A 25,143-nucleotide genomic window follows, 5' to 3' on the forward strand; every position below is an offset into this window, starting at 1 on the left:
ATCAGGAAAATGGTGCAACAAGTTGCACCCTACACTCGTCCTATTTTTACATAAATTGAAAAGAGGCGGATATAAAATCCGCCTCTACATCAGTTTAAAAGTAGGTTTTGCAAAGGTTTCAGGCTGCCTGTTTCATCAAGCCAAAGCCTTACGCGCCCCTGCAAACAAGCGATACCACGCGCTCAACTCATGCTCGCGCCACTCATCGGGACACCAACTCATCTGGGCGGTGCGGAACACGCGTTCGGGGTGCGGCATCATAATCGTAACGCGACCGTCCGTTGTCGTAATTCCAGCAATGCCATTGGGCGAACCATTTGGATTTAAAGGATATTCTTGCGTAACTTGACCCCAGCCGTCCACATATTGCAGGGCGATGTTCACATCATTTGGTACAGCACCATTTGAATTTAAATGCCCAAAATCTGCACGCCCCTCGCCATGACTCACGACCACAGGCAACAGCGCACCACGCATTTCACGCAAAATTAACGATGGTGAATCAGGCACTTGTACCATGCTCAAACGCGCCTCAAATTGTTCCGATTGATTGCGCTTGAATTTTGCCCAATTTTGCGCGTTGGGAATGATTTCCGCCAAGTTGCTGACCATTTGGCAACCGTTGCACACGCCCAAAGTTAAGGTATTGGGATTGTTGAAAAATTCGGCAAATTCATCGCGCAATTTGGGGTGGAACAAAATGGATTTCGCCCAACCTTCGCCTGCGCCCAACACATCGCCATAGCTGAATCCGCCACAGGCTGCCAACATTTGCATATCGGACAATTTCACGCGATTTGCCATTAAATCAGACATATGCACATCAATCGCTTGGAAACCTGCGCGGTGGAACGCCGCCGCCATTTCCAAATGACCGTTCACGCCCTGTTCGCGCAAAATGGCGATTTTCGGTTTCAGGCTGCCTGAAATGTAGGGCGCGGCAATGTCTTCTTTCAAATCAAAGGGTAAATTGGCAAACAAACGCGCTTTTTCATCGCCAATCAAGGCAAATTCGCTGTCGGCACACGCTGGATTGTCGCGCAATTTTTGGATTTGGTAAGACGTTTCCTGCCACGCTTTTTGCAAATCCAGCAAATCAAAAACGTGATTTTCATCGCTTTCAATGCGCATTTGCGTGTGATTGGATTCAACCGCACCGATTTGGTAAATGGTTTCGGCAAAATCGTGATTTTCAAAAAGTGCTTGAATGTATTGCAAATCTTCCGCGCGAATTTGCAACACCTCGCCCAATTCTTCGTTGAACAAAATGTCCAAATCCGACACATTGTTCACGAGTTTTTCCATGGCAAAATCTTCGTTCAAATCCAACACAATGCCGCAACGCCCTGCAAACGCCATTTCCGCCACCGTTGCCAACAAGCCGCCATCGGAACGGTCGTGGTATGCCAAGATTTTGTTTTCATTGATTAAAATCTGCATTAAATCGTAGAATTTTTTCAGGCTGCCTGCGTCAATATCGGGGCTTTCGCCGCCCAAATCGTTCCACACTTGGCTCAATGCCGAACCGCCCATGCGCGATTTGCCCATGCCCAAATCAATCAGCAATAACACGCTGTTTTCAATCGGTTTTAAATCGGGCGTAACGGTTTTGCGAACGTCTTGCACGGGCGCAAATGCGGAAACAATCAAACTCAAAGGCGAAACAACGGCTTTGTTTTCGCCATTTTCCTGCCACACGGTTTTCATGGACAGGCTGTCTTTGCCCACAGGAATGCTCACGCCAAGTGTTTGACAAAATTGGGAAACAGATTGCACGGTGCGATACAAATTCGCGTCTTCGCCCTCTACGCCACAGGCTGCCATCCAGTTGGCGGACAATTTGATGTTGCCGATGTCGCCAATGTTCACGGCGGCGATGTTGGTCATTGCCTCGCCCACGCACATTCTGCCCGAGGCGGGCGCGTCAAATAAGGCGAGTTGTGGTTTTTCGCCCATGCTCATTGCCTCGCCCTTGTGGGTTTGGAAACCCATCAGCGTTACCGCGCAATCGGCTATTGGGGTTTGGTAACGCCCTACCATTTGGTCGCGGTGGGTCATGCCGCCTACGGTGCGGTCGCCAATGGTAATCAGAAAATGTTTGCTGGCAACGGCTGGCAAACGCATGACGCGGTAAACACTTTCTGTTAAATCATATTGTTGTGATTGGAATGCGCGTTTTTCAGGCTGCCTGAAAAGGTCGGTGCGTGTGGTTTTTGGCGGTTTGCCCAACAACACATTCAAAGGCAAATCCACAGGATTGTTGCCAAACACATCATCGCGCACCTGCAAATGACCGTCATCGGTTGCCGTGCCGACTACGGCAAAGGGGCAACGTTCACGTTCACAAATTTTTGTAAACAATTCAAGATTTTCAGGCAAAATCGCCAAAACGTAACGCTCTTGCGCCTCATTGCACCAAATTTGCATGGGCGACAAACCGTGTTCTTCCAAAGGCACATCGCGCAATTTGAACACCGCGCCACGCCCTGCGTCATTGACCAATTCGGGGAAAGCGTTGGACAAACCGCCTGCGCCCACATCGTGTATGGAAATAATCGGATTTTTGTCCGCGCCCAGTTGCCAGCAACGGTCTATCACTTCTTGGGCGCGGCGTTCAATTTCGGGGTTGCCGCGTTGCACGGAGTTGAAATCCAAATCTGCCGCGTTGCTGCCTGTATCCACCGATGACGCTGCACCGCCACCCAAACCAATCAGCATGCCCTTGCCGCCCAGTTGGATTAACAATGCGCCTGCGGGAATTTCGTGTTTATGTGTTTGTTCGGCTTGAATATTGCCCAATCCGCCTGCAATCATAATCGGCTTGTGAAAACCGCGCACGCTGCCTGAATGCGCCATTTCAAAAGTGCGGAAATAGCCCAATAAATTGGGGCGACCGAATTCATTGTTGAAAGCCGCACCGCCAATGGGCGCGTCCATCATGATGTCCAAAGGCGAGGCAATGTGGTGTGGTTTGCCGTAGGGGATTTCCCATTTTTGTTTAAAATCAGGAATGTGCAAATTGGAAACCGTGTAGCCCGTCAAACCTGCTTTGGGGCGTGAACCGCGACCTGTTGCGCCTTCATCGCGGATTTCGCCCCCTGCACCCGTTGCCGCGCCAGCGAATGGGGCGATGGCGGTGGGGTGGTTGTGGGTTTCCACTTTCATGATGATGTGGGTGGTTTCATCTGTGAAATCATAAACTTGATTGTCCGAATTGGGGTAGAAACGCGCGATGTTTGCGCCCTCAATCACCGAAGAATTGTCTTTGTAGGCAACGATGGTGCCGTTGGGCGATTTTTCGTGGGTGTCGCGTATCATGCGGAACAGCGATTTTTCTTGTTTTTCGCCATCTAACACAAAGTCGGCATTGAAAATTTTGTGGCGGCAATGCTCGGAATTGGCTTGCGCGAACATCATCAATTCCACATCGGTAGGATTACGGTCTAAATTTTGATAATTTTCAATCAGATAATCAATTTCATCGGGCGACAATGCCAAACCCATGTTTTGATTGGCTTGTTCCAAAACATGTTTGCCGCCGTTTAAAACATCAATGGTTTCAAAAGTTTGCTGATTGTGCTGTGAAAACAGTTTTTCGGCTGCCTGAAAATCGGACAACACCGATTCGGTCATGCGGTCGTGGAGCAAATCCGCCCATTTTTGGCGTTGTGCGTTGTTCAGGCTGCCTGAAAGCATAACTGCCATGCCGCGTTCAATGCGTTCAATTTCTTGCAAACCGCAGTTGTGGGCGATGTCGGTGGCTTTGCTTGCCCAAGGCGAAATTGTGCCAATGCGCGGGGTAATCAAAAACAAATTGTCTTGATTGTCAATGGGATTGGCGACGCATTCGGCAACCAGCAAGGCTTGCAATTTTTGCACGGTGTCAGCGTGCAATGGGGCGGCTGATGAAACAAAATACCAGTATTGACTGGATAATTGGGTTTCAGGCAGCCCGATTTTTTGGGCTTTTTGCAACAGTTTTTCAATGCGAAAGGGCGACAGCGCAGACACACCGCGCAACAGGGTCATCACAGACATGGTTTCAACTCACAAAATGGGTTTGCAAAAAAGGGTTTGACGTGATTATACCTAACTTAACGTGAATTTTCAGGCTGCCTGCACGCATTTTGACATTGAATGAACCCAAATATGCGATTAAGATGTTTCCCCATTTCTAACCCGAGTTTTGGAGTAAACCATGAACAGCACACACGAAACCTTTTTGCGCGAAAATCACGCTTTTTTTACCGATTTGCGCCACAAAATCCACCAAAATCCCGAATTGGGCTTTGAAGAAGAACAAACCAGCCAAATGGTTGCCAATTTGTTGCAAGAATGGGGCTATGAAGTGCATCGCGGTTTGGCAAAAACAGGCGTGGTTGGCAGCCTGAAAGTGGGCAACAGCAACAAAACCATCGGTTTACGCGCCGATATGGACGCGCTGCCCATTGTGGAAACCACAGGCAAAGCGTGGCAAAGCCAAATCAAAGGCAAATTTCACGGTTGCGGACACGATGGGCATACGATTTCCCTGTTGGCGGCGGCACAGGCTTTGGCGCACAGCAAAAATTTCAACGGCACCGTGCGCGTGATTTTTCAGCCAGCCGAAGAATTGCTCTATGGCGGCAAAGTCATGTTGCAAGACGGTTTATTTGAACAATTTCCATGCGATGTGATTTTTGGTTTGCACAATATGCCCACTTTGCCCGCAGGCGAATTTTATTTCCGCGAAGGCGCATTCATGGCATCGTGCGACACGCTGCACATTCACGTTCACGGCAAAGGCGGACACGGTGCAATGCCCGAACACACGATTGACGCGACTTTAATCGCTTGCCAAATTGCGGTGGCGTTGCAAACCATCGTGTCGCGCAATGTGGGGGCTTTGCAACAGGGCGTGATTACGGTGGGCGCAATTCAATCAGGAGACGCGCCCAATGTCATCAACGATTACGCTTTGATGAAATTGAGTGTACGTTCCCTGTCGCCCGAAGTGCGCGAATTGCTGCTCAAACGCATTGGCGAAGTAGCAGAATTTCAAGCAAAAAGTTTTGGCGCAACCGCAAAAGTGGAACACATCAACGGTTGCCCAGCCGTGATGAATGGCACAGCCGCCACGCAATTTGCCACCGAAGTCGCACAAAATTTGGTGGGCGCAGATAAAGTCCACACGAATTGTCCACCCTTGATGGGCAGCGAAGATTTTGCATTTATGCTGGAAGCCAATCCGAATGGCTGCTACTGTTTCATTGGCAATGGCGATGGCAATATGGTGCATCACCCCAATTATGATTTTAATGATGAAATCATCGTGCCAGCCGCCGCATATTGGTGTGCTTTGGTGGAAGATTATTTGCGTTGAAAAAAGGAAAAATCATGTTACAACAATTATACCAAACACAACACGCCGCCAAACAATTTTGGCAAGCATTTCAAAATGATTTTGCCCAACTCAAAACCTTGTCGGGACAAGAATTTGTGGAACAAGGCAATGAATTGTTGCGTCAATTTTTGCCCGAAATGACTTTGGAATTTGTTGGCAATTGGGACAGTGGCGCGACTTTGGTCTTTACCGCACAAGGTATTACGGAATATTTTCATCAAGTGCAAATTTTAGTGGACACGCAACCGCAAAACCTGCCTTTTGCCGTGCAAGCCTTCCGTCACGCCTTACCCAATGTGGAACGATTTGAAATTGGCATCGGCGATTGGCGGTTGAATGTGTCCGATATACTGTTTCACATTGATGAATGGCAAGAAATGCCTGCTTTAGAAATTGCTTTCACCCAAGATTTCACCGAAGAACAACTGTCCCATGCTCAAAACATGACTTTCATCATGCTTGACCACATTTTGGGCGAATACAACAGTGCTGCGAAAATTGGTGCGGTGGATTTTGTGGAAACGGCAGACGATGATTTTGAACCCTTATTCAGGCTGCCTGAAGCATTATCGGCATTGTGGGCAGAGTTGGGGCGCACAGGTGTTTATCCACAAGAAGAATGGCAATACGGCGTGGCGCAAATTGAAGAAGATGAAGAACATGAACAAGATGCTCTGGTTTTGACCCGCAATCAATCGGCAAACAGTTTGCTCGGTCGGGCAGACATGGCTTGGGTGGTTTCGGTATCGTGTCAGTTGCGAAATGGCGATGATGTGGAAACCGCCTACGATTTGCAAGACCAATTCAATGCTTATGCCAATTTAAATCAGCAAGGCATTGAAACATTGAGCGTAATGAATTTATCGCAAGGCGTGCGGACGGTGTTTGCTGCTACTTCTGCGCCTGAAATTTTGTTTGCCCAAGCCGAAAAATTGTGTCAGCAATTTGCCGATTTGAACGCCCAAACACATTGTGAATACGACCCAAATTGGGCGCATTATCGTCAGTGAGTTTTTTGGGGAGGCAGCCTGAAAATAAAAAATGAAAGGAAAATCATGCAAAATCAAACAGAATTCATCGGCAACAACCGTTTGCTCACAGGCATGGTGCTGGGTGTTTTGACATTTTGGCTTTTTTATCAATCCATGTTTGTGGTCGTGCCTGCTTTGCAAAAAGATTTGGCTATGCCCGATACATCGCTCAATGCCGTGATTGGTTTGGGTTCGCTGTTTTCAGGCTGCTTCATCATTTTGATGGGTGGGTTGGCAGACCGTTTTGGGCGCGTCAAATTCACCTATTTGGGTTTTGGTTTGAATATTTTGGCGTGCATGGTGTTGTATTTCAGCCGCGATGTGTATTCATTTGGCGCAGGCAGGATTTTGCAAGGCTTGTCGGCAGCTTGCATTATGCCAGCCACCATGTCTTTGATTAAAAACTACTATCATGGAGCAGAACGCCAACGTGCATTCAGTTTTTGGTCTATTGGTTCGTTTGGCGGTTCGGGTTTATCGTCTATTGTGGGTGGTGCGCTGGGAACGTATTGGGGTTGGAAAAGCATTTTTTTGCTCTCGATTGCCATTTCCATTTTGGGCATGATTTTGATTAAAGGCACACCCGAAAGCCAATCGCACGAAACAGCCAAAAAATACGATTACATTGGGCTTTTTTCATGCGTATTGGGTTTATTGGCATTGAATTTGTTGATTACCAAAGGTTTTCGTTGGGGCTTGGGCGAGCCGATGACTTGGGTCATGTTGCTGGGTTTTGTGGTTATGGCAACGGTGTTTTTCATCACCGAAAAACGCTTACAACATGGCGCGTTTTTGGATTTTGCCCTGTTTCAAAATCGCGGATTCAATGGCGCGTGTTTGTCCAATTTTTTGTTGAACATCATGGTTGGCACTTTGTTGGTCAATAACATTTATTTGCAAAAAGCACATGGTTTAACGGCTTTTCAGGCAGGCTTGCGTACTTTGGGTTATGTGGCTTTGGTGATGGTCATGATTCGGGTGAGCGAAAAATTGCTGCAAAAATGGGGCTACAAAAAACCGATGTGGTTGGGAACCAGCATGACATCTGTGGGCGTGTTGCTGTTGTCGCTGACGATGTTGCCACCTGATGTTTATTTGGTGCTTGTGCCATTTGCGTTTGCGGTGTTTGGTTTTGGCTTGGGTTGTTATTCCACACCCGCCGCCGATTGCGCGATGGTAAACGTGCCTTTGGATAAAGCAGGTGTGGGCGCAGGTGTGTTCAAAATGGCAAGTGCTTTGGGGGCTTCATTTGGCATTGCCACCGCAACAACCATTTTCACTTTGGTATCAACAGGTTCGGGCTTACACACGGGCGCACAAGTGGCATTTTTGACGATGTGTGGATTTGGCGTGTTGTCCACCTTGGCGGTGTGGTTTGTTGTGCCAAAAGTCATGCCAGAAAAAGCATAAATGGCAAAAGGCTGCCTGAAAATCCGTTCAGGCAGCCTGTTTCATTGCAAAATCAATCAATTCACTTTTTTGTGTGTCAAAGCCGCTTTCACAAACGCCTCAAACAGGCGATGTCCATCGCGCGGATTGGACGTGAACTCGGGGTGGAATTGGCAAGCGAAAAACCAAGGGTGGTCGGGAATTTCAATCGTTTCCACCAAACGCTCGCGCCCCACCGACACACCACCGATTTTCAAACCAGCCTGTTCCAGTTGTGGCAGATAATGGTTGTTCACTTCGTAGCGGTGGCGATGGCGTTCACGGATTTGCGTTGCGGCATAGATTTTGGCGGCTAAACTGTTTTCAGTCAGCTCCACCTGTTGTGCGCCCAAGCGCATGGTGCCGCCCAAATCGGCGTTTTCATCGCGTTTTTCCACGCTACCATCTGCTGTTTGCCATTCGTCAATCAGGGCAACAACAGGGTGTGGCGTTTTCACATCAAATTCGGTGGAATTGGCGTTGCTCAAATTGGCTTTGTTGCGCGCGTATTCAATCAGCGCAATTTGCATGCCCAAGCAAATGCCCAAGTATGGCACTTTGTTTTCACGCGCGAATTTGGCTGCCGCGATTTTGCCTTCCACACCGCGCGAGCCAAATCCACCTGGGACGAGAATCGCGTCAAAATCTTTCAGGCAGCCTGTACCGTCTTTTTCAATGTTTTCGCTGTCAATGTAAGTAATGTTCACATCGGTTTGCGTGTGAATGCCTGCGTGTTTCAAGGCTTCGGTAAGCGATTTGTACGATTCGGTCAAATCCACATATTTGCCGACCATCGCAATTTTCACGGTGTGTTTGGGATTGTTGATGGCGTGAACGATTTTTTTCCACGCGGTCAAATCGGCTTGTTGCACGTTCAGTTGCAGTTGTTCGCAAATGATGTTGTCAATGCCTTGATTGTGCAGCATTTCGGGGATTTCATAAATGCTGCCTGCGTCATAACTGCCCACCACGGCGCGTTCGTCCACATTGCAAAATAAGGCGATTTTGCGGCGTTCATCATCAGGCAGCAATCTGTCCATGCGGCAGATGAGGATATCGGGTTGCAAGCCAATGCTCAACATTTCTTTTACGGTGTGTTGCGTGGGTTTGGTTTTGATTTCGCCAGCCGCCGCAATGTATGGCACATAGCTCAAATGCACAAACAGCGTGTTGGCACGACCCAGTTGCGAACGCATTTGGCGAATCGCTTCCAAAAATGGCAAGGATTCAATGTCGCCCACCGTGCCGCCAATTTCCACAATCGCCACGTCTTTGCCCGTTGCGCCATCGTGAATGCGGCGTTTGATTTCATCGGTAATGTGCGGAATCACTTGCACCGTGCCGCCCAAATAGTCGCCACGTCTTTCTTTGGCAATCACGTTTTCGTAAACTTGCCCTGCTGAAAAGCTGTTTTTGCGCGACAAGGTGGCGTTGATGAAACGCTCATAATGCCCCAAATCCAAATCGGTTTCGGCACCGTCATCGGTAACAAACACTTCGCCGTGTTGAAACGGACTCATCGTACCGGGGTCTACGTTGATGTAGGGGTCAAGTTTCAGCATGGTTACGTTTAAACCACGCGATTCCAAAATTGCCGCAATAGAAGCGGCGGCAATGCCTTTACCAAGTGATGAGACAACGCCGCCAGTTACGAAAATGAATTTTGTCATGATTGAAAAACCTGTGTTGGAATGCGTGATTTTAACGCAAATCCACGAAAATGCAAAAGGGCTGCCTGAAAATATGGCATAATTCCGTTTATTTTATTTTTTACATCTCAAAACAGAAAACATCATGACAGGCAATGTATTCATTATTTCCGCCGCATCAGGCACAGGCAAAACCACGCTGGTTTCTCGTTTGGTGCAACACCATTCCGATATTCGCGTTTCCATTTCCCACACCACGCGCCAGCCGCGTGTGGGCGAAGTAAACGGCAAACATTACCATTTTGTGAATCAAGAAACCTTTGTGCGTTTGGTGGGCGAGGGTGCGTTTTTGGAACACGCGCAAGTGTTTGGCAATTATTATGGCACCAGCATTCAAGCCGTGCGCGATATGTGCGCCCAAGGCTTTGATGTGATTTTGGAAATTGATGTGCAAGGCGCGGCGCAAGTGCGTCAAAGCCTGCCTGAATCGGTGAGCATTTTCATCTTGCCGCCCACTTTGGACGAACTGGAACAGCGTTTGCGCGAACGCCAAACCGACAGCGATGATGTGATTCAAATTCGCCTTAACGAAGCGCGTCAAGAAATTGAACAAGCCTATTTGTTTGATTATGTTGTGATAAATCAAGATTTGAACGCCGCCGAAGCCGATTTGTGGCACATATTCAAAGCCAATCGGCTCAATCAAAATCGCCAAAAAACGAATATTGAAAAAGTTTTACAAAATCTTTAAAATAAACATTGTTTTACCAACCCCTTTTTGAGGAATGACAACATGGCTCGCATTACCGTAGAAGAGTGCATCAGCAAAATCCCCAATCACTTTGATTTGACTTTGGTTGCCGCTCGCCGCGCCCGCCAACTGGAAAACGGCACGCAACCTTTAATTGACGACATTCGCCACAACAAAGCCACCGTTACCGCCCTGCGCGAAGTGGCGGCTGGACACGTTGGCATGGAAATTTTATCGCGAAACAAATAATTTGATTCTCAACCGCGTTCAGGCTGCCTGAAAACGGCTTTTTCAGGCAGCCTGAAACGTCTCCCCACACAAGGAGCGCATCATGCAAGCACCCACCCCCACCGCCCAATACGACAGCGAATACACGCTGCCTGTACGCAAATTGCTGTTTCAGGCTGCCTGCAAATATTTGCCAGAAACCGATTTGGCTTTGCTGGAACGTGCTTGCGCCTACGCATTTACCGCCCACGACAGCATCAAGCAAACACGCGGTAGCGGCGAACCCTACATCACCCACCCCATTGCCGTTGCCACCCAGCTTGCCAACTGGCGCGTGGACGTGGAAACCCTGTGCGCCGCCTTAATGCACGATGTGATTGAAGACGTACCTAACTACACCAAAGCCAGCATGACCACCGAATTTGGCGAAACCATCGCCAACATCGTGGACGGCGTATCCAAGCTGGACAAACTGGATTTTACCGATGCAGGCGACCACAAAGCCGCCAGTTTTCGCAAGCTGATTATGGCGGCAGTCAAAGATGTGCGCGTGATTTTGGTCAAAATTTCCGACCGCCTGCACAACATGAAAACACTAGACGGTGTCAAACCCCACAAACGCAAACGCACCGCCTTGGAAACATTGGAGCTTTACGCCCCCATTGCCAACCGTTTGGGTTTAAACAGCGTGTCGCGCGAATTGCAAGATTTGTCGTTTCAACACACGCACCCTTTGCGTTATGCCACTTTGCAAAAAGCCATGACCCAATTTCGCAAAAAACACGTTGATGTGATTAGCACCGTGATGCGAACTTTTCAAACCCATTTGGTTGAAGCCAATATTGAAGCGCAAATTTTGGGACGCGAACGCAATTTGTACAACATTCACGCCAAAATGCAATCGCGCAAATTCCATTTTGATGAAATCAAAGACATTTACAATTTTACCGTGATTGTGAACAGCACCATTGCGTGTTACACCGCCATGGGGATTTTGCACAGCATTTATCAACCCAGCTTGGGCAAAATCCGCGATTACATTGCCAATCCCAAAGCCAATGGCTACCAAAGCCTGCACACCGAATTGATTGGTCCACACGGTTTGCCAATTAAAGTGCAAATTCGTTCGCGCGATATGCACGCGGTGTCGCGTTTTGGCATTATGGCGCATTTAACGCGCAGCGATGACAACCAAAGCCGCATTCGCACCAATGAATGGTTGCACAGTTTGTTGGATTTGGAACACCACATCGCCAACGACAAAGAATTTTTTGAATATGTGAAAAACGATTTGTTTTTCAATGAAGTTTATGTGCGTACGCCCAAGGGCAAGGTCATCACTTTGCCGCGTGGGGCTACGGTTATTGATTTTGCCTATGCCATTCACACCGATGTGGGCAATCGCTGCATGGCGGCGCGTGTGAATAATGTGCCTGTGCCATTGAGCACCGTTTTGAGAAACAATGATTTGATTGAGGTCATCACATCGTCCAATGCCAAACCGAATTTGGCTTGGCTGAATATGGTGGTCAGCAGCCGTGCGCGTAATGGCATTCGCAGCTATGTGAAAAATGTGGGGCAAGCCGAAGCGCAACAACTGGGACAAAAATTGTTGCAAAAAGCATTAACGGGTTTGTTGCCTGAAAATGTGTTGTCGTCCAATGATTTGCTTGAAAAATACACCGCGCAATTGCGTGAAAACGGCAAGCAAATTGAAGATGTGTATTTTGAAGTGGGTTCGGGACAAACGCAGCCTGTGGCGGTGGCGATGAACATTGCGGCTTTGGCGGGCAAACATTTTGGCAGCGAAATCAAATTGAGCACCATCAATGTGAACAGCGACAATGTGGGCTTGGTCAGCTTTGGCAAATGTTGTAATCCGATTCCGAATGACAACATTCGCGCTTTATTCACGCGCAACAATGGTTTAATCATTCATCGTGAAAATTGCCAAAATCTGCTCAAATCCGATGCGGAACAGCAGTTGGACGCGGATTGGGACGCTTTTATGCAGCCTGAAAAATGGTACGATGTCAAAATCCACATTGCCTCGCAAGACACGCATGGTTTGCTGGCGGCGATGAGCAGTGCCATTTCCCACGCGGGTGGCAATATTGCGGCGGTGGAAACGCTGTCCAAATCGCAAAGCACCACGGGAACGGAGGGTTTCATTGAATTTGCCTTTTTGCTGAATGTGCGTGATACGGCGCAACTGAATGCGATTGTGCATGAACTGCAAAAAATCCCCCAAATTCGCGATGTGAAACGCATTTAAAATCAACATTTTTTATTGTTTCAGGCAGCCTTCATTTGCTGAAAAGGCTGCCTGAAAACATCTGAATTTCAATCTCATGACACAAAATACCGCTCAAATCATTGCCAGTTATGGTCGCCGCTACATTGTCCGTACGCCTGAAAAACGCACTTTTGAAGCCAGCACGCGCAGCAAACGCACCGATTATGCCTGTGGCGATTGGGTGCAAATCCAAATCATCAATGCCGAACAAGCCGTGATTGAACAACATTTGCCACGCCAAAGCCTGCTTTATCGCCAAGATGCGTGGAAATCCAAGTTGATTGCCGCGAATGTGTCGCAGTTGTGGGTGGTAACGGCTGCCGTTCCCAGCCCCAGCGAAACTTTGTTGCAACGCGCACTCATCGCGGCAGAAGCGGCGGAAATTGATGCACGAATCGTGTTGAACAAATCCGACCTGCCTGAAAGCGCAATGTGGCGCGAAAAATTGCGTTTTTACGAAAAATGGGGTTATCAAGTGGTTGAATTGTCGGCATTAAATGATGTAAGCTGCCTGAAACCGCTTTTGCAAGGCAACACCAATATCTTTTTGGGACAAAGCGGCATGGGCAAATCCACGCTGACCAATGCGCTGTTGGGCGAACACATTGCGCGAACGAATGAAATTTCTGCTGCTTTGGATTCGGGTAAACACACCACCACCCACGCACAATTATATGATTTGAATGAAGAAACGAAATTGATAGACAGTCCTGGTTTGCAAGAATTTGGTTTGCACCATTTGAAACTGGGCGATTTGCCGCAGTATTTTCCTGATTTGCGGCATTTGATTGGGCAATGCCGTTTTCATAATTGCACGCACCGCGCCGAGCCAAATTGTGCTTTCAAACTTGCCGCCGAAAGGGGCGAAATTCGCAGTGAACGCCTTGAATTATTGCAGAAAATCAGCGATGAGTTGGGTTGAGAAAACATTGCAGGCAGCCTGAAATGGATTTTTCAGGCTGCCTGAAACCGCCCTATTTTGTTTTTGTTGGCACAAATCGGTATTTTTTGCCGATTTTTTTCGCTTGACGATACCATTTTCGTGCCACTTGCAAACTGGGGGCGGTGGCGGTGGCGTAATTCAAACGCACATAATCTTGCAAAATGTGGCGAATTTCATCGTTTAGGCGATTTTGTTGCGCCAAAATGTTTTGCATTTCCCATGCACCCACGCTGGCAATTTGTGCAAAATCTTTACCCAAAATCAACATCTTAAACTGTAAAAAGCCCTGTTGCATGGGATTGAACTCGCGTTGGCGGTGCTTTTTCAGCCACACAGCCAAAGGCAATAATGCAGGCAGCAATCCCAACAGCAAAACCGATAACACGCTTTTTGCGTTCACGTTGTCAAAACCCAACATGGCAAACAAATTGCGCTGCTGTGCGCCATCAAAATTGACCACCCAACGTTGCCAGTAAATTTGGCTGTTGTCGGCAAAGCGACTTAACCAACTGGTATTGCTCAATAATTGGCTCAATTCGTCTGATGAGAGTGCGTTTTCCAAACCTGAATCAATGCGGCTGGCTGAAACGGCTGCGGTGGGGTCAATGCGTTTCCACACTTGTTTTTCAGGCAGCCAAACTTCTGTCCAAGCGTGTGCGTCTTTGCTGCGGATTTGCCAAAATTCGCCATTCCATTCGCCGCCCTGATAGCCCGTTACCACACGCGCCGCCACGCCCGATGAGCGCATGAGCGTTACAAACGCATCGGCATAATGTTCGCAAAAACCTTGTTTGCTGCCAAACAGAAATTCATCGGTGCTGCTGCCTGAATGCAAAACGGGCGGTTGTAGGGTGTAGCTGAATCCTTGTTGTTGAAAATATTGATAAGTTTTGGCGATAAAGGCTTCCACATCGCCACCGCTTTGCTCAAACAACTGTTTGGACAGGGCGCGTGTTCGCAAATTGGTGCTGCTGGATAAGCGCGTGTACAACTCAAATTCTTGGCGCGACAATTTGTGTGGCAATTCATCGCTCACGCTGGCGGTTAAATGTATGCCGCGCACCCCTTGGCGGCTGTACACGCGCAACACATTGCCTGTTTCGCGCATGATGCCGCGTTTGGGTTGCTGCTCGGTGGGGTAGTCCAAGGCGGGAATTTTGCCTTTATTGTCTTCCAAAACAATTTGATACGATACGCTGGGCGCATTGGCATCGGCTACGGCAGAATCGGTGTAGCCTTTGTAAATTTGCCATGTGCCTGTGTCATCGCGCTCTGCCATTATCATGACGCGCCAATACAAATCTTTTTGCTGCGGCATAAATGATTGAAATGTGGCGGTAAAAGCAGGTTCATTGCTTTGCACCAAATCGCCTATGCTCCCTGGTTTCATGGTTTCAGACAGCCCTGTGGTGGATTGGGCAATCGGATTTTGTGGCACGCCCCACAAAGGCGCGTCTTTGCGCGGCATGGCAACAAACAACACCAGCATGGGCAATAAAGTCAGCGCAAATGCTGTGCCGCTTTGTCGCACCGCATTGACCATGGGCAATTCGTTCAGCACCGCCAAGGCAACCGCAATCATCATCAAACAAAGCAGCACCCACGCGCCCACCCACAAACTTTGGTCAAACAACACCGCTCCTGCCAGCAAAAACACTTGTACCAAAGCCGAAACTTGCCAATCGCGCCGCGAATGCCCTTCAAACGATTTCAGGCTGCCCAGCAGCAACAGCAAAGACATACCACCTTGCAAACCCACAAAAGTGCCAACCTGCCCCAACACCAGCGCCACCACAATCGCCAACATCAAAACCAACACCCATTTGGGCGGACGGCGCACCCCAAACCACAACATCAACACCCGCCCCAAAGTAAACAGCAAAAAAACCGCCGATACCGCAATCGGCAGTTGCAACAAAATGGGCACCGACACCGCCAACAATGCCAGTTGATTCAACAACACGGCTTTGAAATCGGGTTCATCGTGCAAATAAGTGGCTTGGGCAATAATCATGTTTTGGGGATTTTAAGCAAAAAATAAGGGGAAAAAACGTACTTTCAGGCAGCCTGAACCCAACTTTTACGGCAAAACGGCACAAGTTTGCCATTCGCCCAATTTCAGTTGCAAATCAAACAAATTCACGCGACCAATGCCCACCCGAATCAAACGCAAACAGGGATAGCCTGCCTTTGCCGTCATGCGGCGCACTTGGCGATTTTTGCCTTCGCGGATTTGAATTTGCAGCCAAAAATCGGGAACGGTTTTGCGTTCACGAATGGGCGGATTGCGTTGCCAAATTTGCGCAATTTCATCATCTTGCAACAGGCGAATTTGGGCAGGCTGGGCAACAAAATCGCCCAAATCAAGCGGTTGTTGCAATAAAGCCAATTTGCTTTCATCGGGTGTGCCTTCCAGTTGCGCCCAATAGGTTTTCACGACTTTGTGGCGTGGGCTGGCGATGTGGGCTTGCTGTTTGCCGTCATCGGTCAGCAGCAGCAAGCCTTCGCTGTCGGTGTCCAAACGCCCTGCTGGGTACACTTGGGCGATGTTGATGAAATCTTTCAGACTGGGGTGTTTTTCGTGTGGCGAAAATTGACAAATCACGCCATAGGGTTTGTTGAATGCGATTAACATATTTATTTTTTCAATAAAATGGCTGATTCAGGCTGCCTGAATCATCAATTATCCCATTTCACGCCCAATTTGAGCATCAAATCTTCAAAAGCGTCCGCATTGTCAAAATGCAAAATGATTTTGCCCTTTTTGCGGTCGCGCGTTTTGATTTCGGCAGACACGCCCAGTTGCTCAATCAGCGATTCGGTTAAACGCATTAAATCGGGGTCAAGCCGTTTTTGTGGCATGGCTTCGCTGCCTGAATGTTGCTGTATGGCTTGGCTGCGTTTTTCCGTTTCGCGCACCGACCAGCCGTTTTTCACCGCTTTTTGCGCCAATTCCAGTTGCTCGTTCACAGGCAAATTGATTAAGGCGCGCGCATGCCCCATTTCCAAATGGCGTTGAAACAGCAAATCTTGCACAGGTTCAGGCAGCTTCAACAAACGCAAACTGTTGGAAATCGCACTGCGGCTGCGCCCAATCGCTTCGGCAACCGTTTCGTGGGTCAATTCAAATTCATCAATCAGGCGACGCAAACCTTGCGCTTCTTCAATCGGATTCAGATTTTCGCGCTGAATGTTTTCAATCAGACCCATCGCCATGGTGGCACGGTCGTCCACATTTTTAATCACCACAGGCACTTCGGTTAAACCCGCCAACTGCGCCGCGCGCCAACGGCGTTCGCCCGCAATCAATTCATATTGTTTGCCGCCCTGCTCGCGCACCACCACAGGCTGAATGATGCCCTGCGCCTTGATGGATTCCGCCAACTCTTGCAAAGCCGCATCGTCAATTTGCACCCGCGCCTGATATTTACCAGGGCGAATGTCGCTCACAGGCAGCGTGGTCAAACGGTCGCCCGAATCTTCATCGTAACTGGCGGCAGGGTGAGAAATGAGCGCGTCCAAACCGCGCCCCAAACCGCCTTTTTTAATCGCCATAATCTTTATCCTGAAAATCATTATTGTGGCGCGTATTTTATACCAAACGCCGCATTCAGGCAGCCTGAAAAACACCGTCTCACACAAAAAATCGCCTTATCGTTTGGTGTAATTCATTGTATTTTTTATTGTAAAGCCCGTTTCAGGCAGCCTGAAAAGCATTTTGTTGTTTAATTTCATGGTATTTCTTGCAAATTGGGGCTGTTCAAACAGTGCTAAATCATGTAAATTATCGGGATTGTGTCGGCAACATTGACACAATTCTTTTTTCGGATTTTGAGTTTATTTGTTCATTCTTGCATAAGAAGAGGAATTGGTATGCAAACCAGTAAAGATATGCAAACCAAGAAACGCCCTGTTTATTTGCACATGCCCACCATCATCAAGCATTTGCCGATTCCAGGGATTGTTTCCATTTTGCACCGCGCCACAGGTGTGGCATTGTTTTTGCTGCTGCCATTTTTGTTGGCATTGTTGAGCGGCTCACGTTCAAGCGGCGAAGATTTTGAATATTACAAAGCTTGGGCAGACAATTGGTTCATCAAGCTGATTTTGTGGGGCGTGTTGTGGGCGTTTATCCACCATTTGTTTGCAGGATTGCGTTTCCTGCTGATTGACGCGCACATTGGTGTGGACTTGCACACTGCCCGCAAAACCGCCAAATGGATTTTGTACGGCGCACCTGCTGTGGCATTTGTATTGGGGATTTTCTTATGGTAAACCGCAAATTAACTGGCGCACACTACGGCTTGCGCGATTGGGCGATGCAACGCGCCACCGCCATCATCATGCTCGTGTACACCGTGTTCTTTTTCCTGTTTTTGATTGGCTTAATGGGCGCGGACGATTACACCGAATGGCAAGCCTTTTTTGACAAAACTTGGGTAAAAGTGTTTACCCAAACCACATTCATTGCCCTGTTTTTACACGCATGGGTTGGCATTCGCGATTTGTGGATGGACTACATCAAACCTTTCGGTTTACGCTTGTTTTTGCAATGCGCCACCGTTACTTGGTTGGTGGGTTGCACCGTTTATTCATTCTTCGCCATTTGGGGTTAATCAAACATGACTTATCCGATTCGCAAATTTGATGCCGTAGTAGTCGGCGCAGGTGGCGCAGGTTTACGCGCAGCCTTACAATTATCACAAGCAGGCGTGAACACCGCCGTATTGTCCAAAGTGTTCCCCACCCGTTCACACACCGTAGCCGCACAAGGTGGCGTATCCGCCTCATTGGGCAATGTGCAAGAAGACAACTGGCACTGGCACATGTACGACACCGTAAAAGGTTCAGACTGGCTGGGCGACCAAGATGCCATTGAATTCATGTGCAAAAATGCCGTAGATGCCGTGGTGGAATTGGAACACATGGGCATGCCCTTTGACCGCGTAGAAAGCGGCAAAATCTACCAACGCCCCTTCGGTGGACACACCGCCGAATACGGCAAACGCGCCGTAGAACGCGCTTGTGCCGTTGCCGACCGCACAGGTCATGCCATGTTGCACACCTTGTATCAACAAAACGTCCGCGCTGGCACCAATTTCTTTGTAGAATGGACAGCTTTGGACTTAATCCGCGATGACAATGGCGATGTAGTGGGCGTTACCGCCATGGAAATGGAAAGTGGCGATGTGTACATTTTCCACGCCAAAGCCGTGTTGTTTGCCACAGGCGGTGGCGGTCGCATTTACGCTTCATCTACCAACGCGTTTATGAACACAGGCGATGGCTTGGGCATTTGCGCCCGTGCTGGCATTCCATTGGAAGACATGGAATTTTGGCAATTCCACCCCACAGGCGTGGCAGGTGCTGGCGTGTTGATTACCGAAGGTGTACGCGGTGAAGGCGGCATTTTGTTGAACGCGCAAGGTGAACGCTTTATGGAACGCTATGCCCCAACCGTGAAAGATTTGGCTTCACGCGATGTGGTTTCACGCGCCATGGCGATGGAAATTTACGAAGGTCGCGGTTGCGGCCCCAACAAAGACCATGTGTTGTTGAAAATTGACCACATTGGCGCAGACAAAATCATGAATAAATTACCGGGTATTCGTGAAATTTCCATTCAGTTTGCTGGCGTGGACCCCATTAAAGACCCAATCCCTGTTGTACCTACCACACACTACATGATGGGTGGCATTCCCACCAATTATTTGGGCGAAGTGGTTGTGCCAGAAGGCGACAATCCCGAAAAAGTGGTTAAAGGCTTGTATGCCGCAGGCGAATGTGCTTGCGCGTCCGTGCATGGCGCAAACCGCTTGGGTACCAACTCTTTGTTGGACTTGGTGGTTTTCGGTAAATCGGCTGGTGACAGCATGGTTAAATTTGTTAAAGAAACCGATTTCAAAACCCTGCCTGAAAACGCAGGCGCATTCACACAACAACGTCTTGACCGTTTGAACAACCAAACAGGTGGTGAAAACGTGGACGCTTTACGCAATGAATTGCAACGCACCATTCAATTACACGCTGGCGTGTTCCGCACAGACGCGATTTTGAAAGAAGGCGTGGACAAGGTATTGGCTTTGGTGGAACGCGCCAAACGCACCGAAATTGGCGACAAAAGCCAAGTTTGGAACACCGCACGCATTGAGGCATTGGAATTGGACAACTTGATGGAAGTGGCAAAAGCCACCATCATCTCTGCCGAAGCCCGCAAAGAATCACGTGGTGCACACGCTTCCGATGACCACCCCGACCGCGATGACGTAAATTGGATGAAACACACGTTGTTCTATTCTGCCGACAACCGTTTGGAATACAAACCCGTACACACCAAACCTTTGACCGTTGAATACATTGAACCTGCAAAACGTGTTTACTAAACAATAATTTGCTTTTCAGGCAGCCTGAAAAATTTGGGATACCGTAGGGTGCAACTGCTTGCACCAAATCAGAAAATATGGTGTTTCAAGATGCACCCTATGCCCACAAAAATGACGTTCAGGCAGCCTGAAAATCCAAAAGGAACAAAACCATTATGGAAAAAATCCGCGTACAAGTGTACCGCTACAATCCCGACAAAGATGCCAAGCCGTACATGCAAGATTATGAATTGGAAATTTTGCCCACAGACGTTAAATTATTGGACGCATTGGTTAAATTGAAAGCGCAAGACGACACCTTGTCATTCCGCCGCTCTTGCCGCGAAGGGATTTGCGGTTCAGACGGCATGAACATCAACGGCAAAAACGGCTTGGCGTGTTTAACCGACATTCGCAGCCTGAAACAACCCATCGTGTTGCGCCCCTTACCTGGTTTGCCCGTTATCCGCGATTTGATTGTGGACATGACGCAATTTTTCAAACAATATCACAGCATTAAGCCTTATGTGGTAAACGACACCGCCAAACCCGAACGCGAACGCTTGCAAAGCCAAGAAGACCGCGCCGAATTGGACGGTTTGTATGAGTGCATTTTGTGTGCTTGTTGCTCCACCGCTTGCCCATCGTTCTGGTGGAATCCCGATAAATTCGTGGGACCATCTGGCTTGTTGAACGCCTACCGTTTCATCGCCGACAGCCGCGACACCATCACCAATGAGCGTTTGGACAATTTGAACGACCCCTACCGTCTGTTCCGTTGCCACACGATTATGAACTGCGTGGACGTTTGCCCCAAACACCTGAACCCCACTCGCGCCATCGGCAAAATCAAAGAAATCATGCTGGAACGCGCGGTGTAATACCGTTTCAGGCAGCCTGAAAAATGGAATAAGCCTTTTTCAGGCTGCCTGAAAATAAATTGATTGCCCCAATCAAAAAAAACAATACCTGTTAAAATCGGTAAAGAAACATGGCACAATTTAACGAAACAGACAAACGCCGCATTCGTTTCCAAACCCGCCGTGGTTTGCTGGAACTGGACATCGTGTTAAAACGATTTATGGCAAAAGAATACGACCAATTAAGCGATGAAGAATTGGCAATTTTTGTGGATATTTTGGCTTTGGAAGACCAAGAATTTTTAGCCATCATCAACCAATATCAAACGCCACAACGTGCTGATTTTGAACCCATTTTGCACAAAATTCGCACCGCTTGATGTTCAAAATACAGTTGTTTCAAATTGGCGGTATGTGTTAATTTGAAATGACCATAAACGGTTTTCAGCGTTTCAGGCTGCCTGAAAACCCCATTTTAGCCTGATTATCAGTCAAATATTTCAACCCCAAATAGGAGTTCAGAGATGTCCAACAAAACTGTAAAATTACAAGGCGAAGGTTTTGATACAGAATTGCCCGTATTAACAGGCACTTTCGGTAACGAAGTGATTGACATTCGCGCCCTGAATAAAGCCACAGGCATGTTCACGCTTGACCCTGGTTTTGTGTCCACCGCCAGTTGCGAATCCAAAATCACGTTTATTGACGGCGACAAAGGTTTGCTCTACTACCGTGGCTACCCCATTGAACAGTTGGCGGAACACAGCGACTATTTGGAAGTGTGCTATTTGCTGATTTACGGCGAATTGCCCACCGCAGAGCAAAAAGCCAAATTTGAAGAAACCGTTACCAAACACACCATGGTGCATGAACAATTAACATGGTTCTTCCGTGGTTTCCGCCGCGATGCACACCCCATGGCAATGATGGTGGGCGTGGTGGGCGCATTGTCTGCATTCTATCAAGACAGCTTGGAAATTTCTGACCCACATCATCGTGAAGTTGCCATTTACCGCTTGATTTCCAAAATCCCAACCATCGCGGCAATGTGCTACCGCTATTCCAACGGCTTGCCATTCAACTACCCACGCAATGATTTGGGCTATGCCGCCAACTTCATGCACATGATGTTTGCCACACCTTGCGAACCTTATGAACCCAACCCTGTGTTGGTACGCGCATTAGACCGCATTTTCATTTTGCATGCCGACCACGAGCAAAACGCTTCCACTTCTACCGTTCGTTTGGCAGGTTCTTCTGGTGCAAATCCATTTGCGTGTATCGCCTCTGGTATTTCCAGCTTGTGGGGTCCTTCTCACGGTGGTGCAAACGAAGCCGTTTTGGACATGTTGGACGAAATCGGCGATGTGTCTCGCGTAGCCGAATTTATGGAAGGCGTGAAACAGAAAAAATACCGCTTGATGGGCTTTGGTCATCGCGTTTACCGCAATATGGACCCACGTGCGTCTATCATGAAACAAACTTGCTACGAAGTTTTGACCGAATTGGGCTTGCAAGACAGCCCCAAATTCAAATTGGCAATGGAATTGGAACAAATTGCGTTGAACGACCCCTACTTTGTTGAACGCAAATTGTATCCCAATGTGGACTTCTACTCTGGCATCGTGTTGAGCGCGTTGGGCATTCCTGTGTCCATGTTTACCGTGATTTTTGCCTTGTCGCGCACGGTGGGCTGGATTTCTCATTGGAATGAAATGATTAGCGACCCGAACCAAAAAATCGGTCGCCCACGTCAGTTGTACACAGGCGCAGCACGCCGCGATTTTGTGGCAACCGACAAACGCTGATTTTTTGAAAATTGAAAACGTCAAGCAGTCTGAAAACATTTTTCAGGCTGCTTTTTTGTTATTTTGTTACAATTTAAGCTGTCTGAAACCACCCGATGAGTTTGCCATGTCTGTGTTATTGTCTGCCCTTGGTTTTGCGTTAAGCGTGACTTTGCCCAATATTTTGTTGTTGGTTTTGGGCAAAATTTTGTATCTGAAAAAAATGATTACCCATGATTTTTGCCATTGCGCTGCCGAATTGGTGTTTAAATGTGCCTTGCCTTTGTTGCTGTTTATCAATTTGGTGAGCATGAAAATGGACTACATGGCACAAGCCAAATTGGTGGCGGCTGGGGCAATCAGCACCGTGGGTTTGTATGTGTTGGCGGAAATTTATGCGTATTTTCGCATTCCTGAAATGCGCGATAAGGGGGTGTTTGTACAGGGGGTTTTTCGCAGCAATTTGGGGATTGCGGGCTTGGCTTTTGTGCAAAATGCTTATGGCGCAGAAGGCGTGGCAACGGCGGCGGTGTATTTGGGTTTGATTACGATTTTGTTGAACATTTTGTCGGTTATGGCATTGAGTCGCACGCAAAACCAATCGCTGCCTGAAAAAATCAAAAGCATTTTGGGCAAAATCATCAGCAATCCTTTGATTGTGGCGATTGTGATTGCTTTAACGCTCAATATGTTGCATTTCAGGCTGCCTGAATTTGTGTTGCAAACGTTCCGTTATTTGGCGCACATTGCCCTGCCACTTGCGCTGATTTGCGCGGGGGCAACTTTTGACTGGCAAAGCATACGCAAAATGTCCGATGTGTCGCTGCAAGCCAGCGTGGGGCGATTGGTGCTTGCGCCTGTGTTTGCGGTGTTGGTGGGCTATGCGTTTGGTTTTCGTGGCTTGGAAATGGGGATTTTGTTTTTGATGACCGCCACGCCCGTTGCTGCTGCCAGCTACATCATGGCAAAAGCCATGGGGGGCAACGATGTTGCCGCCGCCAACATCATGGGCATTACCACGTTTGGCGCGATGTTTTCAGCCAGCATAGGTGTGGCGGTGTTGCGTGGCGTGGGTTTGATGTAAAAGCTTTTTCGTGGGCGCATACGGTAGATGATAATGCAAGTCGTGCCTTTGGCGACCGACTTTTTAAAAAAGTACGCTTAAAAAACATTTTCAGGCAGTCTGAAAACACGATAAAATCATTTTTTATTTGTCAAATTGATTTTCAGGCTGCCTGAAAAATCACACACAGAAAGCAGAAATAGAACATGACCACCGAAACCCGATTCACGCCTCCCCCCTTTGCCAACCACAGCCCCCAAACATGGTATCAAGCCGCCGCGCAACACCCCGCTTTCATCAAAGACAACGCCCAAGCCAAAGCCATTGAACACCTAGACCGCCTGTGGACAGAACTGATGATGTTCAAACGCAAACGCAACCGCTTTTTGGGACGCAGCTTGCGCTCGCCCGATGTGCCAACAGGCTTGTATTTTTACGGTGGCGTGGGGCGCGGCAAAAGTTTTCTGATGGACGCATTTTTCGGCTGCCTGCCCTACAATCGCAAACGCCGCGTACACTTTCACGCATTCATGGCAGAAATCCACCAGCGCATGCGCAACAAACGCAGCGAAGCCGACCCACTCAAAGCCGTAGCCAAAGACATCGCCACCGAAACGCGCGTATTGTGCTTTGACGAATTTCACGTCAGCGACATTGCCGATGCGATGATTTTGGGGCGTTTGCTGGAAAACCTGTTTGCCGAAGGCGTGGTGTTGGTGGCAACGTCCAACTATGCGCCGTCTGAATTGTATCCGCAAGGGCAAAATCGCAGCAGTTTTCTGCCCACCATCGCCTTGATTGAAAAGAAATTGACCGTGCTGAATGTGGACGGTGGCGAAGATTATCGCATGCGAACACTCACACCAGCCGAAGTGTTCTACATTCCCAATAATGCGGAAAATGAAGCGAAATTGGCGGATTTGTTCAACAAATTGGCGGGCAAAGACGACAGGCAGCCTGAAAAAATCATCATTCACGAACGCGAATTGACTTGCAAAGGTCGCACCAATCGCGTGATTTGGTTTGATTTTCGCACTTTGTGTTTTGGCACGCGCTCGCAAGCCGATTATTTGTGGCTGGCTGAACACTACACCCACGTTCTGATTTCAGGCGTGGAAAAAATGACCCCCAACGAAAAAAACGAAGCACGGCGTTTAACCTTGCTGGCAGACGTGTTTTACGATTACCGCGTGAAATTGTGTTTGACTTCGCAAGTGCCTATGGACGAACTTTACACCGAAGGCGATTTTGCCCATGAATTTGTCCGCACCGTCAGCCGTTTGGTGGAAATGCAATCGGAAGATTATTTGGCATTGCCGCATTTGAAATTGAAATAATCTTTCAGGCAGCTTGAAAGTGAAA

Annotated in this window: 20 protein-coding genes; 15 read left to right on the forward strand and 5 right to left on the reverse strand. The window is 48.3% G+C overall.

What is annotated here, in order from left to right:
* Positions 1-135: 135 nt before the first annotated feature.
* The gene (gene purL / locus H3L97_RS09440) at positions 136-4,038 is read right to left on the reverse strand and encodes a phosphoribosylformylglycinamidine synthase (RefSeq protein ID WP_097114581.1); all 3,903 of its coding nucleotides are present in this window, start codon (positions 4,036-4,038) and stop codon (positions 136-138) included.
* Positions 4,039-4,198: 160 nt separating this feature from the next.
* Between purL and H3L97_RS09445 the strand changes: the two genes are divergently transcribed.
* The 3 genes from H3L97_RS09445 to H3L97_RS09455 are packed head-to-tail and all read left to right on the forward strand — an operon-like array spanning position 4,199 to position 7,824.
* Positions 4,199-5,362, forward strand: coding sequence for a M20 aminoacylase family protein (locus tag H3L97_RS09445; RefSeq protein ID WP_097114582.1), 1,164 nt, complete (start codon positions 4,199-4,201; stop codon positions 5,360-5,362).
* 14 nt (positions 5,363-5,376) lie between these two features.
* Positions 5,377-6,393, forward strand: a complete 1,017-nt coding sequence (locus H3L97_RS09450; RefSeq protein WP_097114583.1) for a DUF695 domain-containing protein — start codon at positions 5,377-5,379, stop codon at positions 6,391-6,393.
* 45 nt (positions 6,394-6,438) lie between these two features.
* Positions 6,439-7,824 carry an MFS transporter gene (locus tag H3L97_RS09455; protein ID WP_097114584.1) on the forward strand — a complete coding sequence of 462 codons (1,386 nt, stop codon included), beginning with the start codon at positions 6,439-6,441 and terminating at the stop codon, positions 7,822-7,824.
* Between the two features lie 56 nt (positions 7,825-7,880).
* Here the strand turns inward: H3L97_RS09455 and H3L97_RS09460 are convergent, their stop codons facing one another.
* Entirely contained in the window at positions 7,881-9,512 is a 1,632-nt protein-coding gene (locus H3L97_RS09460; RefSeq protein ID WP_097114585.1) for a CTP synthase, read from the reverse strand.
* Between the two features lie 124 nt (positions 9,513-9,636).
* On the opposite strand from H3L97_RS09460, the gene gmk reads away from it, so the two are divergent.
* The 4 genes from gmk to rsgA all read left to right on the forward strand — a co-directional run bounded on the left by gmk (position 9,637) and on the right by rsgA (position 13,688).
* A complete protein-coding gene (gene gmk / locus H3L97_RS09465) occupies positions 9,637-10,242 on the forward strand; it encodes a guanylate kinase (RefSeq protein ID WP_097114586.1) in 606 nt (201 codons plus the stop codon).
* Between the two features lie 42 nt (positions 10,243-10,284).
* Complete coding sequence (gene rpoZ / locus H3L97_RS09470) at positions 10,285-10,491, forward strand: DNA-directed RNA polymerase subunit omega (protein WP_097114587.1); 207 nt, start codon at positions 10,285-10,287, stop codon at positions 10,489-10,491.
* Positions 10,492-10,573: 82 nt separating this feature from the next.
* Entirely contained in the window at positions 10,574-12,745 is a 2,172-nt protein-coding gene (locus tag H3L97_RS09475; protein ID WP_097114588.1) for a RelA/SpoT family protein, read from the forward strand.
* A gap of 76 nt (positions 12,746-12,821) precedes the next feature.
* Positions 12,822-13,688 (forward strand): ribosome small subunit-dependent GTPase A, encoded by an 867-nt coding sequence (gene rsgA / locus H3L97_RS09480; protein WP_097114589.1) that lies wholly within the window; start codon positions 12,822-12,824, stop codon positions 13,686-13,688.
* Between the two features lie 52 nt (positions 13,689-13,740).
* Here the strand turns inward: rsgA and H3L97_RS09485 are convergent, their stop codons facing one another.
* The 3 genes from H3L97_RS09485 to H3L97_RS09495 all read right to left on the reverse strand — a co-directional run bounded on the left by H3L97_RS09485 (position 13,741) and on the right by H3L97_RS09495 (position 17,264).
* Complete coding sequence (locus H3L97_RS09485) at positions 13,741-15,723, reverse strand: transglutaminase TgpA family protein (RefSeq protein ID WP_097114590.1); 1,983 nt, start codon at positions 15,721-15,723, stop codon at positions 13,741-13,743.
* A 66-nt stretch (positions 15,724-15,789) separates the two neighbouring features.
* A complete protein-coding gene (locus tag H3L97_RS09490; protein WP_218839688.1) occupies positions 15,790-16,350 on the reverse strand; it encodes a pseudouridine synthase in 561 nt (186 codons plus the stop codon).
* Positions 16,351-16,388: 38 nt separating this feature from the next.
* Positions 16,389-17,264: a ParB/RepB/Spo0J family partition protein gene (locus H3L97_RS09495; RefSeq protein ID WP_097114592.1), complete on the reverse strand. Its 876-nt coding sequence runs from the start codon at positions 17,262-17,264 to the stop codon at positions 16,389-16,391.
* Positions 17,265-17,600: 336 nt separating this feature from the next.
* Here H3L97_RS09495 and sdhC point away from each other — a divergent pair, with 336 nt between their 5' ends.
* The 8 genes from sdhC (at position 17,601) to zapE (ending at position 25,118) form a co-directional block, all read left to right on the forward strand.
* A complete protein-coding gene (sdhC, locus tag H3L97_RS09500; protein WP_097114604.1) occupies positions 17,601-17,984 on the forward strand; it encodes a succinate dehydrogenase, cytochrome b556 subunit in 384 nt (127 codons plus the stop codon).
* Positions 17,978-18,325: a succinate dehydrogenase, hydrophobic membrane anchor protein gene (gene sdhD, locus H3L97_RS09505; protein WP_097114593.1), complete on the forward strand. Its 348-nt coding sequence runs from the start codon at positions 17,978-17,980 to the stop codon at positions 18,323-18,325. Before sdhC ends, sdhD begins: the two co-directional genes overlap by 7 nt.
* 6 nt (positions 18,326-18,331) lie before the next feature.
* Complete coding sequence (sdhA, locus tag H3L97_RS09510) at positions 18,332-20,092, forward strand: succinate dehydrogenase flavoprotein subunit (protein WP_097114594.1); 1,761 nt, start codon at positions 18,332-18,334, stop codon at positions 20,090-20,092.
* A gap of 155 nt (positions 20,093-20,247) precedes the next feature.
* Positions 20,248-20,952 (forward strand): succinate dehydrogenase iron-sulfur subunit, encoded by a 705-nt coding sequence (locus tag H3L97_RS09515; RefSeq protein ID WP_097114595.1) that lies wholly within the window; start codon positions 20,248-20,250, stop codon positions 20,950-20,952.
* Positions 20,953-21,062: 110 nt separating this feature from the next.
* Positions 21,063-21,311: an FAD assembly factor SdhE gene (locus H3L97_RS09520; protein ID WP_097114596.1), complete on the forward strand. Its 249-nt coding sequence runs from the start codon at positions 21,063-21,065 to the stop codon at positions 21,309-21,311.
* Between the two features lie 144 nt (positions 21,312-21,455).
* Positions 21,456-22,739 carry a citrate synthase gene (gltA, locus tag H3L97_RS09525; RefSeq protein ID WP_097114597.1) on the forward strand — a complete coding sequence of 428 codons (1,284 nt, stop codon included), beginning with the start codon at positions 21,456-21,458 and terminating at the stop codon, positions 22,737-22,739.
* A 106-nt stretch (positions 22,740-22,845) separates the two neighbouring features.
* Positions 22,846-23,802, forward strand: a complete 957-nt coding sequence (locus H3L97_RS09530) for an AEC family transporter (RefSeq protein WP_097114605.1) — start codon at positions 22,846-22,848, stop codon at positions 23,800-23,802.
* 185 nt (positions 23,803-23,987) lie between these two features.
* The gene (gene zapE, locus H3L97_RS09535; RefSeq protein ID WP_097114598.1) at positions 23,988-25,118 is read left to right on the forward strand and encodes a cell division protein ZapE; all 1,131 of its coding nucleotides are present in this window, start codon (positions 23,988-23,990) and stop codon (positions 25,116-25,118) included.
* The last annotated feature ends 25 nt before the right edge of the window (positions 25,119-25,143 follow it).

Source organism: Alysiella filiformis (assembly GCF_014054525.1).
GTDB lineage: Bacteria > Pseudomonadota > Gammaproteobacteria > Burkholderiales > Neisseriaceae > Simonsiella > Simonsiella filiformis.